General features: G+C 62.5%; 11 protein-coding genes. 4 read left to right on the top strand and 7 right to left on the bottom strand.

What is annotated here, in order from left to right; genetic code table 11:
- Window positions 1–97: 97 nt before the first annotated feature.
- On the bottom strand, window positions 98–1,465 hold the full coding sequence (locus tag GNK13_RS20225) for a hypothetical protein (protein WP_164104372.1): 1,368 nt from the start codon (window positions 1,463–1,465) through the stop codon (window positions 98–100).
- Between the two features lie 304 nt (window positions 1,466–1,769).
- On the opposite strand from GNK13_RS20225, the gene GNK13_RS20220 reads away from it, so the two are divergent.
- Together GNK13_RS20220 and GNK13_RS20215 are read left to right on the top strand one after the other, a co-directional pair.
- Window positions 1,770–2,180, top strand: coding sequence for a DUF1622 domain-containing protein (locus tag GNK13_RS20220; protein ID WP_164104371.1), 411 nt, complete (start codon window positions 1,770–1,772; stop codon window positions 2,178–2,180).
- Window positions 2,181–2,237: 57 nt separating this feature from the next.
- Complete coding sequence (locus GNK13_RS20215; RefSeq protein ID WP_164104370.1) at window positions 2,238–3,833, top strand: alpha-amylase family glycosyl hydrolase; 1,596 nt, start codon at window positions 2,238–2,240, stop codon at window positions 3,831–3,833.
- A 56-nt stretch (window positions 3,834–3,889) separates the two neighbouring features.
- Here the strand turns inward: GNK13_RS20215 and GNK13_RS20210 are convergent, their stop codons facing one another.
- The 6 genes from GNK13_RS20210 to GNK13_RS20185 all read right to left on the bottom strand — a co-directional run bounded on the left by GNK13_RS20210 (window position 3,890) and on the right by GNK13_RS20185 (window position 11,373).
- A complete protein-coding gene (locus GNK13_RS20210; RefSeq protein ID WP_235935361.1) occupies window positions 3,890–4,942 on the bottom strand; it encodes an NAD-dependent epimerase/dehydratase family protein in 1,053 nt (350 codons plus the stop codon).
- Window positions 4,943–5,171: 229 nt separating this feature from the next.
- Window positions 5,172–5,645, bottom strand: coding sequence for a nucleoside deaminase (locus GNK13_RS20205; RefSeq protein ID WP_164104369.1), 474 nt, complete (start codon window positions 5,643–5,645; stop codon window positions 5,172–5,174).
- A 15-nt stretch (window positions 5,646–5,660) separates the two neighbouring features.
- On the bottom strand, window positions 5,661–6,569 hold the full coding sequence (locus GNK13_RS20200) for a hypothetical protein (RefSeq protein ID WP_164104368.1): 909 nt from the start codon (window positions 6,567–6,569) through the stop codon (window positions 5,661–5,663).
- Between the two features lie 151 nt (window positions 6,570–6,720).
- A complete protein-coding gene (locus GNK13_RS20195; RefSeq protein ID WP_235935360.1) occupies window positions 6,721–8,358 on the bottom strand; it encodes a sulfatase family protein in 1,638 nt (545 codons plus the stop codon).
- A 115-nt stretch (window positions 8,359–8,473) separates the two neighbouring features.
- Window positions 8,474–8,956 carry an HPP family protein gene (locus GNK13_RS20190; RefSeq protein WP_164104366.1) on the bottom strand — a complete coding sequence of 161 codons (483 nt, stop codon included), beginning with the start codon at window positions 8,954–8,956 and terminating at the stop codon, window positions 8,474–8,476.
- A 254-nt stretch (window positions 8,957–9,210) separates the two neighbouring features.
- Complete coding sequence (locus GNK13_RS20185) at window positions 9,211–11,373, bottom strand: alkaline phosphatase family protein (protein ID WP_164104365.1); 2,163 nt, start codon at window positions 11,371–11,373, stop codon at window positions 9,211–9,213.
- 427 nt (window positions 11,374–11,800) lie between these two features.
- On the opposite strand from GNK13_RS20185, the gene GNK13_RS20180 reads away from it, so the two are divergent.
- Both GNK13_RS20180 and GNK13_RS22140 read left to right on the top strand, forming a co-directional pair.
- Window positions 11,801–12,169, top strand: coding sequence for a hypothetical protein (locus GNK13_RS20180; protein WP_164104364.1), 369 nt, complete (start codon window positions 11,801–11,803; stop codon window positions 12,167–12,169).
- A 208-nt stretch (window positions 12,170–12,377) separates the two neighbouring features.
- Window positions 12,378–13,325 (top strand): PDZ domain-containing protein, encoded by a 948-nt coding sequence (locus tag GNK13_RS22140; RefSeq protein ID WP_390622534.1) that lies wholly within the window; start codon window positions 12,378–12,380, stop codon window positions 13,323–13,325.
- Window positions 13,326–13,679 lie beyond the last annotated feature (354 nt).

Below are 13,679 nucleotides of genomic sequence, written 5' to 3'. Positions count from 1 at the left end.
CGACTGTGTTTTAAAAAGCAGTCGCCTTCGGCTTGCCGTTAAACGATTTTTCCGCGAGCCGTCCTGCTCCGAACCAATCCAAAGTGGCGCTGTCTAGCTAGATCGTCAGCGTGGACGTTCCTCGGGGGAGGTCGAAGCAGGCGAGGGTGCTCTCGCCGTCGCGGCACCAGCGACCGCTCGCCAGTTGCGAGCGGCGCGAAACTTCGCTGAGCTGCGTCTGTGCAGCGCTCTCTGCGATTCCGCTGCCGAGTCGCGGGTGGGTGGCGGCAGGGCGGCTCAGGCGGACCGTAAAGCCGGGGCAGGCGAACGGAGCCTGCAGTTGGAGCCCGGTCTCGGTGAGCGTCAGACGCGTCAGCTCTTTCGCAGCCCAATAGCGGGCGATCTCGCTAACCTTCATCCACACCGTATGCTCAGCGAACCGGCCGGCGATCGCTTCGACCACCTGCTGGAAGTCTCGAAACCCTGCAAGGCTGCCATTGCAGTACATGCCGGGCCAGTGGCAGAGCATCACTGCCGGTTGGCGGCGCTCAATGAGTTCGACCATCCGGCCGGCGGTAGCATCGTGATTGGCATAGCGATGCCCTTGGCTCACCTGGACTCCGTCCCAGCCACCAAACCAGTCGCCCGTTCCGGCAGGGACGTTGACGACAACCCGGGGAGAATTGGTGTCGAGGTCGCGGACATGTTCCAGCCGCGGTTCGGTCGATTCCTCGCCGCTGGAAACATATTTGAAGTAGTGCGGAAGCTCACTGCCGTAGACATCGCGGACCGCATCGAACGCTGCCAAGCCCAATTCCGTTTTCACTTGATTGCCGAATCCGCCCGGCGTGGTGACTCCTTCACAGGGGAGTTCGCAGTTCCGCAGGATGCGAAGTGCGTAGGCAAGGTATTCAGTCAAGAAATCAGTACTGATTGGCTTCTGAGGAAACGAATTTTCCATCGTGCTGGGGTTGGCCGGTTCGAGCGGCCGCCCCGTCTTGAGATCGATCACGCGGGTGTGGGTGATCATCTCTGGATGGATATCCCAGTTGGGAACCATGAGCTCCCGCACGAGCTGGAGACTGCTGCGGAGTTCGTGCCGGGCCCAGCCGGGCAATTCGCGGTCCAGCCAGCCGACGCAAGCCGGATTGGGGACGATGCTGTACTTCCCCTTCACGCCGTGCTCGGAACACCACTGGCCGAACTGCCGCACAAACGCATCGGGAATTTCTCGCGGCCACGACTTCCACGGTTTTTCGTATTCCTTGCGGCCGGGCCAGGCAGCGGCGAACTGCGGCATGCAGAAGTGCCCCATGTTCACCAGGCAAGTCGAATCGTCGATGATGAATGACAGGGGAACCCGGTCGCGCGGGAGAATTGCTTCGGCTGCCGTGGGAGCTTCGGCCGCTCGGACAGCGGTCTTTGGGCAGGCGAAGGGAGTGGTGGCCAGTGCCGCGGCGGTCGTCAGGAATTCTCGGCGTTGCATGGGTGGGGCTCCGATCGATGCGGACGGGGATCGCGTGCAATCGTGAGGGTCGTCCGTTACGATAATTCCGCCGCGGCGGGTGGACGCTGTCAGAAAACCCTGAGCCGACGGCGCTAGCCGCGGGTGCTGCAGCAAAAATTCCGGGGCTGCGAGGCCCGAGGCTAGCGCCTGCGGCTCAAAACCCTGAGCCGACGGCGCTAGCCGCGGGTGCTGCAGCGAAAATTCCGGGGCTGGGAGGCCCGAGGCTAGCGCCTACGGCTCAAAAGCTCCCATATCCGCACCTCGAGGGCCTTCACCAATCCCGATGATATCCGAGTCCGAATCCCTGCGTGAGGAGTCGACGGCGTCGGCGCTGGTTCAGCCATTCGCCGAGTGGCTGGCGGCGGTCATCGAACTGGCTGGAGTCTCGGTCATCGCCGTGCTCGTGGGCTTTGCGCTGCTGTACGCGATCGTCGCGCTGCTTCGCGGTGCCAATGCCAAGGCGGTGTTCCGTGAGCTGCGAGCTCAGTTGGTCAGTGGGATCTTGATCGGGCTTGAGCTTTTAGTGGCTGCCGACATCATTCACACCGTCGCGGTCGAATTAACCTTCTCGAGCATCGGTGTGCTGGTTGTGGTGGTGTTGGTGCGAACCTTTCTCAGTTTCACTCTTGAGCTCGAGCTGACGGGGCGCTGGCCGTGGCAGCAGAAGTCAGGTGAGAAAGAAGGCGCCATTTGAAGCCGTGCGAGGGAATCGTCGCCAGGATTGATACTGCAGAAGCCGAAGGGACTGAGGATGAGCGATCAGCATGAATGGTGGCAGAAGGGGATCATTTATCAGATCTACCCGCGATCGTTTCAGGACAGCGACGGCGATGGTGTGGGAGATCTCGCAGGCATCCGAAATCGTCTCGATTATCTCGAGTGGCTGGGAGTGGATGCGATATGGCTTTCGCCCGTGTTCCCTTCTCCGATGGCGGACTTCGGCTACGACGTATCGGACTATACCGGCATCGATCCGCTGTTTGGATCGATGGAGGATTTTGACCAGCTGCTTGAGGACGCGCACCGCCGCGGCATCCGGATCGTTCTCGACTTTGTTCCCAACCATAGTTCCGACCAGCACCCCTGGTTCATCGAGTCCCGCTCGTCACGCGACAATCCAAAACGCGATTGGTATTTGTGGCGCGATCCGGGGCCCGATGGCCGGCCGCCCACGAACTGGCTCAGCTCGTTTGGTGGCAGCGCATGGACTTGGGATGAAAAAACGCAGCAGTACTATCATCACCATTTCTTGCCAGCTCAGCCCGACCTGAATTGGCGCAATCCCCAAGTCGTCGATGCAATGCTCGACGCGATGCGGTTCTGGCTGGACCGCGGAGTGGATGGTTTCCGGCTGGACGTGATCTGGTTGATCATCAAGGACGAGCACTATCGGGATAATCCTGAGAATCCCGACTTTCAGGAGCATGAGCCACCCCATCATCAACTCCTGGCGACGTACACGACCGATCGCCCCGAGGTGCATGACATCATCAGCAAGATGCGGAAGCTGCTCGATCGCTACGACGAGCGAATGATGGTCGGCGAGATTTACCTTCCGATAGAAAGGCTCGTGACGTACTATGGCGCCCACGGGACAGGGGTCCATTTACCATTCAATTTCCAGCTAATTACGCTTCCCTGGGACGCCCGCACGATTGCTAGAGCGATCGAGCAATATGAGGCCGCTTTGCCGTCGCATGGCTGGCCGAACTGGGTGCTTGGCAATCACGACCAACCACGCCTGGCCTCACGGGTGGGAATGGCTCAGGCGCGAGTGGCAGCCGTCATGCTGTTGACTCTGCGCGGCACGCCCACGATGTACTACGGCGACGAAATCGGGATGCAGAATGTGCCGATCCCGGCCGACCGAGTCCATGACCCGGTGGAGAAAAATTTGCCGGGCATCGGCATGGGCCGCGATCCGCAGCGGACTCCCATGCAGTGGAACGCGGCGCCGCAGGCAGGGTTTTCGGATCACGAGCCCTGGCTGCCGATCGCCGCCGACGCGGCAGAGCGGAACGTGACCGTCGCGCGGGAAACGCCCGGCTCGCTGCTGAGACTGTATCGTCGCCTGATCGAGCTAAGGCAAGAGCAGCCTGCACTGAGCATCGGCAGCTACAGCCCTCTGCCGACTGAGGGAGACGTGCTGGCGTATGTGCGGCGCGAGGCCGACCACCGCTTCATCATCGTCCTGAACCTCGGGTCCGAGCCGGCTCGCGTCGAACCGCCGCTGGAAATCTGCGGCTCCATCGCGCTCTCGACACACCTCGATCGAGAGGGCGAAAAGGTTCAAGGATGGATCGAACTGCGGGCCGACGAGGGCGTCATCATCGACTGCCCCGAGTGAGCGGCTCCTCGCGTCGAGGTTCGTCGCGTTGATATCCCGGGAGTCCGCCGCGGCGATCAGAAGCGGCCGTCGCGGACCTCGAACTTGGTGGGTTTCCCCAGGCTCTCACCGCCAGCCGCGACCCAGGCCGCAATCCAGTCGATCAACTGATGGACGCTGACCTCCGGGTAGCCGAACATCCGGTGTGCGAGCTGGCTGTTGTTGAGCAGGGCGTCGGGACGCGGCTCGCCGGTGAATTGCGGTTCGCGACCCATCTGTTCCCCCAGCCGCTCGCAGACTTGGCGAACGCTCAGCGTCTCGGGGCCGGTGATGTTCAACACGAACGGAGGGCTCGAGGTGCAACCGAGCGCGTGGAGAGCGACCGCATTCGCATCGCCTTGCCAGATCACATTGGCCACTCCCATCGAGAGGTCGACCGGTTTCCCGGCATAAACCTTTTGCGCCAGGTCGACCAGCACCCCGTAGCGGAGTTCGCAGGCGTAGTTCAGCCGCAGGATCGTCATCGGCGTTCCCTGCGTGCGGCTGAAGTGCTCGTACATCCGCTCCCGTCCCAAGCCGCTCATCGCGTACTCCCCCTCGGGCCGCAGCGGGTCGGTCTCGAGCGAGCCGCCCGAGGTGACCGGGACCAGCCCGTACACATTGCCGGTGCTGAAGGCCATGATCCGGCTGCGGGCGAACTTGCGGCAAATCAGGCTCGGCAGGTGCGCGTTCATCGCCCAGGTGAGCGACTCGTTGCCGGTGGCTCCAAACTTCATCCCGACCATCGACATAACCAGGGGCGCCTCGGGGAGCGACGCCATGAAGTCTCCGTCCAGCAGGTCGCCGGCGATCGTCTCTATGCCCCACCCCTCGAGTCGCTCGCGGAGCCCTGGACCACTGAACCGCGAGACGCCGATCACCCGCCGCGGCACGCCCGCTTCCTCGCTCGCCCGTTTCGCCATGCGAGCGAGGGTGGGCCCCATTTTGCCACCAATTCCGAGGACGATCAGATCTCCCTCCAACTGAGCCAAGTGGTCGACCAGTTGCGGTGTCGGTCGGCTGAGGCGTTCGTCGAGTTGTTCGATGTCCTCGATGGGGCCTGCTGAATTCATTGGACTAGCGATGCTCATGCGTTTCATACCTCGAGTCGTTTTGCCGCTCGGGCAGCGGTCGTGCCATCTTTATCGGTGACCGCTGGAGACGCCAGACCACTGCCCCGGAAGTCGAGCCGGAGGGCCCCGACCGCGTGGACGAATTGTTCGCAGAGAAGCAGGCGATTCAGCTGGCACCTGCAGTCGTGGACGACGGCCCGATCCCCTTTCGACTGATGCGTCAACCAGCCGGGAGGATCTGCTGGCCTCAGTCGAGCACTCCGACGTCGCCGGCCCAGAGCTGGGGGTTCTTCTTGAGAAATTCGCGAAACATCGACTTCATGCCTTCGTCGTCGCTGACCACGAATTCGATGCCCGCCTCTTCGAAGAACGAACGCGGGGCGCGCCAAGAATCCACGAACGGCACCCCTTCACCGGCATCAGCGACAACTACCTTGGCGATTTTTCCAAAGACGCGAGCCGCCCCGGCACACATCCAGCAGGGTGAGAGCGTCGAGTACAGAATCGCTTCACGCGGCGCCCCAATCAGCAAGCCTGCGTCGCGAAGGCAGTCGATCTCCGCATGGGCGGTCGGATCAAAGTACTGATCCCGGCGATTGTGCCCGAGCCCGACCAGGACGCCGTTCAGTTCCAGCGTCGCTCCAATGGGCAAGCCACCCTGCTGTCGGCTCCGCTCGGCCAACTGAATCGCCCTGCGCAGTCCCTCTGCGGTTTCTTGCATCGTGCCGTACCTGAACTAGAACGGGATTCGGAAACGACCGATGCGAGGCAGTTCGATTTCGATCCCCGGACGGTCGCGCGGGCCCTCGTAGCGATCCCGCGGTGGAGTAATGGGGCGCGGTTGATCGGCCGGCGGAGTGCGGCCGGGAATGCCCGAAGCATTGAGCATCTCAAAGATCTGGTTGTGTACTCGGTTGACGTTCTGGGCCGTCCGCCTCAGGTAAAGGCCCGTGGCGGAGCGGTTGATCTGGTCGACCGCTTGATGCCACTTCTCGTCGACCTCCTGGAAATCTTCCCGCAACTCGTCGAAGTCTTCGTCTCGCTCGACCTCCTCGCGAAAGTCCTCGGCTTCGTCCGCAAAGTCGCGGATCTCGCGGCGCATCCGGTCATCGCGGCGATCGACTCGCTCCGCCAGAGCCTCGAGGTTTCGCGCTTCGTTCTCAAGAACGCGGGCATGCCGCGCCAGCACCTCGCGGAAACCGTCGCGAGGATTGCTAATGGTCCGCCGCAACGCATAGTGGATCTGCTCGTCGGGATAACTGATCCGCAGTGCTTGCCGCTGCAGCCATGGATCGCTGCTACGATTCAAGCTCTCGACCAACTCGTGGATCCGCTCGTCCATCTCGCGGAAGTCCCGCAGCCAATGCTCCCGATCGTCGGAGCGTCGAACCTCATGGTGGAAATGCGCGACGGCTTGGGAAGCGCGTTCCACCTGATCTCGCAGCCCGGCGGGATAGCTCCCACGCTGGAAGTACAGATCCTCTTGGAGATGTTCAAGCTCGTTTTCTAGCTGTTGAAGCCACCGCTCGAGGGAGCGTGAGGCAGCCGCATCGTCGCCGCCGCGACGCGCCCCAGCTGGCTGAGCCAGAGTGGGGACAGCGACAGCGAAAGAGAGGAAGACGACGGCGAGAATTTGGCGGTGCATGGCGTGATATCCCAGAGTCGGGGGATCCGCGTTCAGTGAGCGAAGATTACGAGCGAGGACTACCGCCAACCCAAGCACTTGCCGTGCCAGCGTTCGCCGGGGGCGCCGTCCGCGAGCGTTCTTCGAGATCGACGCCCGCGGATCGCGCGATTCAATCGGCGGCGCGAGGATTGGCGGTGCGAGGATCGGCGGCGCGAGGATTGGAAAAGATCTCCACTTCCCCATGATTTTCCTGCGGCGTTCCCGGCGTGCTGCGTCCCTCAGCAGCCACTCGCTCGAGCAGCTCGACGAGCTCGCTCACGCGTTTCGGCTCTTGCGGTGCGAGGTTCTGCTGCTCGCCCGGATCCTGCTCGAGATGGTAGAGCTGAAGCGGTGGCAGTCGTTTCGCTTGCGGCGTTCCCGGTCGCGGTGCGCTCCAGCCTCCCGAGTCACTGCAGAGCAGCAGCTTCCAAGGTCCGCGGCGGATGGCGAAGCTGCCGTTGATCGAATGCGAGACGAGGTGGTCGCGATTGGCTCCCGCTTGGCCACCCGCTTCTCCCGGGCCAACGAGCGTGGACAGAAAACTGAAGCTGTCTTCGCCGGCGGCATCGGGGATGGAAAATCCAGTCACCTCCGCGACCGTTGCCAGGATATCGGTCTGGCAAACAAGCTGGGATGATTCCTTCGCGGCGGGGACCTGGCCGGGCCACCGAACAATGAAGGGTACGCGGTGGCCTCCCTCGAAGAGATCCGCCTTATGGCCGCGAAAGGGGCCACTTGGAGTGTGTCCATGTTCGGCCAGTTCCGCGAACTTTGCCTGCGGCGAGCATCCGTTGTCGCTGGTGAAGATGACCAGCGTCTCCTCGGACAAGCCGTTTCGCTCAAGGGATGCCAGGATGTCACCAACGGCCGCGTCGCTCTGCATGACGAAGTCGGCATAGGGATTCATGCCGCTTTTGCCTCGCCACTCGCCGGTTGGCAGGATTGGGGTGTGAGGAGAAGCGAGCGGAACGTAGAGCAAAAAAGGCTGTCCCCGGCGGGCGTCTGTCGCGCGGCGGTCGATGTAAGCACACGACGCGCGAGCCAATTCTGGAAGGACATCGGCAGCCTCGAACTGGGGTGCGGCTGGCCCTTCCCGCGTCTGGCCGCCGTCGTCGCGTCCCGCCATCATCGGGAAACGCTTGGTTTCCGTCGGTCGCACGGTGACGCGGTCGTTCTCGATAAAAGTGTAGGGCACCATGTCGAGTGAGGCGCTTATGCCATAGTAATAATCAAACCCCACGCTGTTCGGCCCGCCGGTGTGAGGTTGGGTGTAGTCGACACTGAAGGCTTGCGGTGGTGTTTCAATGCCCAGTTCGGTAACCTGTTTGCCCGGTAACAGCGTCCAGTTCATGCCGAGGTGCCATTTGCCAATGCACGCGGTATGGTACCCCTGCTGCTGTAGCATCGAAGCGAGCGTCATCCGACCCGGTTCGATCAGCCGCGGACTGAGCCCGCCGAGCACGCCTCGCTTGAGCTTCGATCTCCAGTTGTAGCGTCCGGTGAGGAGCCCGTACCGCGTCGGAGTGCAGACCGACGAACTGCTATGAGCGTCGGTAAACCGCATGCCTTGATTGGCCAGACCATCGAGATGTGGGGTGGCAATTTTGCCCCCGTAGCAGCCGAGGTCCGCGTAGCCTAAGTCATCGGCCAGGATGATGACGATGTTCGGTTTGAAGTTGTCCGCCCGCGTTTCCGCAGTCTGAGTTTCCGCAGTCTGAGCCTCGGAGACTCCGAGAGCGATCGTTGCCAGTAGGAACGCTGATTTCAAAAAAATGCACTCGGGCCTCGATAAGAGCATCTTGCCTCACTCCGAACGTCTGCACTAAGAATCGTCGCCGCTGGGCTGAATAAAAAAGCTGACGAGAAACCGCATTGTAACTGCCCTACGCGGGGCCGGCCTGTGGTGGCTCGTGGCCCTGGGTCAAGTGGCCGAGGATGTACAGCACCGCGCGCTGGAGGAGCACCAGGATCGCGACGATCAGCACGGCGAGCAGGAACAGATCAAAGTTCTCCTGCTCACCGGAACGAAAGGCGAAGCCGAGCGTGGTGGAAATCGCCGGCGGATGCACGATGTCCAGGGTAATCATCATAATGATCGAGATGGCCATCGCCGCGCCCGCCGCTGGATAGCCGGCGCCCAGAAAAAAGTCCATCAAAACGCCGACGCAGGCCGACCCGAGGTGGGCGCCGAGGAGCGTGCGAATCCGGTTGGTTCCATGCTGAGGATCCAGATAGATCAAGAAGGCGCTCGAGGCGAGCGAAGCAAAGAGCAAGCGTTGGCCGCCGAGCACCTCGACAAGACTCAGCACGACCAGGATCGTCAGCGTCGGTAGGAGGGCGAGCAGGAGTTCCTCCTTGAGCCCCATCCGGCGACGGATCGTTCGGTCCGCCCCACTCAGCGGCCGGAGGCTTTCACGTTTTGCCGAAGGGTTCGGTTCCGCCTGTTCAGAGGGTGCCTGTTCAGAGGGTGCCTGTTCAGAGGGTGCCTGTTCAGAGGGTGCCTGTTCAGAGGGTGCCTGTTCGCGAGGAGACGGCTCAGAAGGGGACGGGTGAGAAGGGGACGGGTGAGAAGGGGACGGGTGAGAAGGGGACGGGTCACTGGCGCTCCGGGATTCGGCTTTCATCGCGGGACCATCTGCAGGGTGGGCTGGGTTCGATCTCGACTCATGCGGGGCGATCGGGCGAACGAAAAAAGGGCGGCAACTCCGAGGAAGAGGTAAACCGATTCGGCTAAGGCGCGAACGATCATGCCCACAGCCAGGGCGTCCCAAGGCTCTGTCGGGGCCGGCAGGGAGAGCAGTAGGACACCGAGGGCGACTTGGCCGACGGCCACCGCAAAGGTTCCGCTGCAAAAATAACTCAACTGTGACCCGCTCAAGCGGACCAATCGCGGGCCGCAGCCGACCAGCAAGGCCACCGTCGGCATGGCTTGGGAAGCAAGGACGATGGCTGCTGCGAATCCGATTCCATAGGGGAACTCAACGGCCCAAAAGGCGGCTCGCACGTCGACGGTCGAGAGGCTCACGGTTTCGCCGAGAACGCGACTCAAAAGGACTTGCAGCAGGCACACGAGCGTTCCCGCCGCAATCGGTCGCCACGGCGGGTATCGCGACGCGTCCCGTTCAGCTGGAACTGGTGTGGTAGGGATCGGTGGCACGCGCGTCGTTTCGCTGTCCAGAATCGAGCCGACGGTGAAACCCCATGCGACGGCTAGCCCTGTGACGGCGAGTAGGGAGAGCCCGCCGACCGCGTAAGCCGAGACTGCGACGAGACCGCAGAAACCGAACGGAGGAAGTTCGGTCATCCGCCCTTGCAGCGAATGCGGCCACGCCGAGTCGGCGGCCACTTTGAGCCAGAGGCGAGTGTTTCGTAGACCGCGATAGACAAGCCAACCGAGCAACGGAATACCGGCTGCCAGCGCGCCACCGCTCGGTCCGGTTGCGAGTGCGACATGGGATTCCAGAAATCGCACGATCCCAATGGCTATCGCTGGCCCAATGGCTATCGCTGGCAGGAGCCAAAGTCCCCCGCCCGCTGCACCGGCGATGGCGGAGAGTCCGGTCCAGAGCGACGTGCCCTCAGCGGTTCGCCGGTTCTGTGGTGGCGGATTGCGCAAGAGCAGGGGGCGGTTCACCCCGAGGGCCGTGAGGCAGAGGGTGGCCGTCGCGAGCAGTAGCGCGGTCTCCGGCCAGCCTCCTAGAGCAATCGCTGCGGCGACCCAGAAGCACGCATTGAGCGCAAAGGCGGGGCGGCGACCATCGGAGCCTCGGGCGACTGCCATGCAGATGGCCAGGCCACAGAGCGGTATCAAGCCTCCCAAGACCATTGGCAACGGGGGCGCCGGCACGCCTGCTGCCGCAGGGGATGGAGCCGGGGCTATTGCTGGCGCTGTCGGCTCGACGGGATGTCCGATCAAGTGCATTAGCAGTGCGGGAACCATCGTTTGGGGAACTGGAGAGGTGATTGAGTCACGCGATCGGTGGGGCGAGTGCGCCGCAGCGGCGATGATTAACGGAGTTGCCAAAACTTCGGGTTCTGGTCCGGCGTGGCCCCCCTGACGCGTGTTCCCGTGATCGGAAGTTACCACCAAAGACGCTGTTGGTCCCATCGCTTGATAGATCTGCCCGATCGCTTGATCGCACCACCAAGCTGCTGCGAGATATTGCGGTGAAGCCGTTCCATATTGATGGGCGGCTGCGTCGGTGCAGCCGAAGTGGACCACCGTCAACGTGTAAGAATCACTTTCGAGTGACTGTAGGGTCGCCAGGAGGAGACGCCGGTCGTGCTGTCCAAAGGTCGAGTCGGTCTCCGCCGCGTCGATCCATCGGCCATACAGGTCGGTCCATAACGTCGGCCCAGCGACGAATGACCGACCTCCTCGATCGGTGACGGACTCGAAGATCCCACCGTCGGGCGAGGCAGGCGCTCGAAAGTCGAATAGGCTTTCGGCTGCCGGTGAAACACGACCGCTGGCAAGGGCTATGATCCCCGCCAGACTTGATGGAACCGTCCCTTGGACCTGAGAGATCGCTCGTACTCCACCGGAGGAGATGCGGTGTAAGTGCGGCATCGCGTGAGGATCATTGGCCGTGTCCGCGCGGAGTCCATCGACGACCACCAACACGACCCGCTTGGATGAGGCTTGTCGTGCGTGAGTCCTGACTTCGGTTTCCCTGCAGTCGCCCATCTTGAACAACAGGTCGGCCTGCGAGAGCACCAGCACAAGCGAGCAAAGTGCGACGGCATTTCCTGCGGCGGCGACTCGATGAATCCGATGGTCCATTGCATCAATGCGTGCGAAGGCTAGGCCACGCATGCTCAGCAGGAGTGGGCCCCCGGTGGCGGGAAAGCAAAGACTATGCCGCTGCATTAACTGAGGCTGTTAAACGCCTGGAAAAGGTGGGGTGCGCGAAGAGGACCGCCGCTGAGGTTCCAGGCTCGCAAACGGTCGCTGCGAGAACCCCGTGAGTGCTGGCTTCGAGGGTGCAGAGGGCGAATTCCTGTTCGCAAATCCACCACTCCGGCCGGTCAGGAACCGCCGCCAGCCATTCGGTAGCGCTGAACCTCACACTTGCACATCATCTCGGCGGGAGTTCTGAGGGTTTCGCTCCTCTGGCACATTGCTTGCCGCCCTCCTGCACCGTCTGGCGGTTGCGCGATTGAAGGGCCATGGCTCTCCCTAGGAACTCCGAAATTGAAGAGGTGAAAGAATGTCGCGATCAAAGCTCGATGTGCTCAAGCTGCCATGGTTAGGTCTCGCCGTAGCGACAGTGCTGAGTCTGTCGTTCGCGGCTCAAGCATCCGCTCAGGATTGGTTCGACGATCCCTACTACAACTATGGAGCTTACTACGACGACGGGAACTACACCGACGACTGGTATTTCGATTACTACGACGATTACTACAACTACAACTACTACGAGGATTACGACGAGTACGGAGACCGCGATTTCTACCGCGATGGGTATGAGGGCTATTTTGACTACGAATATGGGCCCGCGGATCGTCTGTATGAAGACGGGGGGTATGGTCCGGAGGGCTGGATGGGCCGAGGTGCTGGTGTTGAGCTCGATTACTGACGTCGGACGCGGGTGTCGATTTGCGAGTGCGAGGTCGCGAATTGTAGGTGTGAGGGAAGAGCGGTGGGGCGTTGGTGGATGCGGGCCCCTGTCGAGGATCTTTGGCGTTGGCGAGGGCTGAGCGTAGTGGCCAGTTTGCTGGAGCTTGCACGATTTCGCTGGCAGTCGCTTTTCCTGGATTGCTTTCTTTGGTGATCAGGAGTTGGATATGAGAAGTGGATATAGATCAGGTTTGCTCTTCCTTTCTTTGGGAGTGCTCGGCAGTCCGTTCGTTGTGGCTCAGGACGATTCCCAGGATCAGCTGCGTCAGGAGGTGAGGGCTGAGCAGCGGGCGACTCAAGAGCGGCGAGACCAGGAGGCGAGACGCGAGCGGGATCGGCGCGATCGCATGGAGCGGATGGATCGGGAACGAAGGGATCGGGAGCGGCAAGGGAAGCAGCGTTCCAGTCGTGGCCGGGTTACCGGTGAGGTGGTGCAAGCGAAGCGGGTTGACGTGCGCGGCACTGATCGACAGCACTTGGTCGTCTTGCTCAAGACGGAGCGAGGGGCTCGCGTTCCAGTGGATCTTGGAGAGCTTCGGCGACTGGGGGCCCAACCACCGCAAGTCGGGGACACGATCAAGGTCCGGGGGCGGCTGGTGCAGATTGGTGATCGGCATGTGGTGGTCGGCGAAGACATGGAGGGACGCGATCGGCGGCTGGTCCGGATTGAGCCGCAGAGCCCACGCGTAGATCACGAGCGCGACCGCGTTAGTCGCGAGCGAGGCGATCGCTCTGGCCAGCGGGACGTCGAGCGGTCGACGGTGCGACGCCCCACGCTCCGAGGCTCGCGGCGAGCAGGCCGTGGCGGGCTGGGAGTGGCCTTGGCAACTGATCGCGGCGGGGGCGGGGTGCGCGTGGTTGGGGTGATGCGCGGCAGTCCGGCTGCGGAGGCTGGGATTACGCCCGGCGACGTGATCATCAGCGTTGATGATTCGAGCGTCTTGAATCCGCGGGAGCTGATGCGGATGGTGGTCCTCAAGGAACCAGGTGAGCAGATCAACGTGAGGATTCGTCGCGACGGTGAAACTCGCCTGGTCACGCCTCGCATCGAGACGCGTGAGGAGGCGTTGGACTCGAGTCGGCGATCTCGCGAGCGAGCCTCCCATTCCCGCTGAGGGCCGAAGCCCCATCCGGCAGCTCGCCAGCGGCCAGCGCAACCGCCGGCGAACCGGCCCGCCAGAAGGGGTCAGCGCCAGAAGGGGTCGAACGCCAGAAGGGGTCAGAGCCTGAAGGGGTCCGCCGGCGCCAGAAGCGCCAGAAGGGGTCAGAGCCTGAAGGGGCCCGCCGGCGCCAGAAGGGGGCAGAGCCTGAAGGGGTCAGTGCCGGCCCGCCAGAAGGGGCCCGCCAGAAGGGGTCAGAGCCTGAAGGGGTTAGAGCCTGAAGGGGTCAGAGCCTGCGTCTGAAGGGGTCAGAGCTTCTTTAGGACCGTCAGCGCCTGAACGCCTGAAGGGGGCAGAGCTGAATGGCAC

The organism is Candidatus Laterigemmans baculatus (assembly GCF_010367455.1).
Taxonomy (GTDB): Bacteria; Planctomycetota; Planctomycetia; order Pirellulales; family Pirellulaceae; genus Laterigemmans; species Laterigemmans baculatus.
Note: the sequence above shows the minus strand (reverse complement) of the source record. Positions and strands in the feature narration are given on the sequence as shown.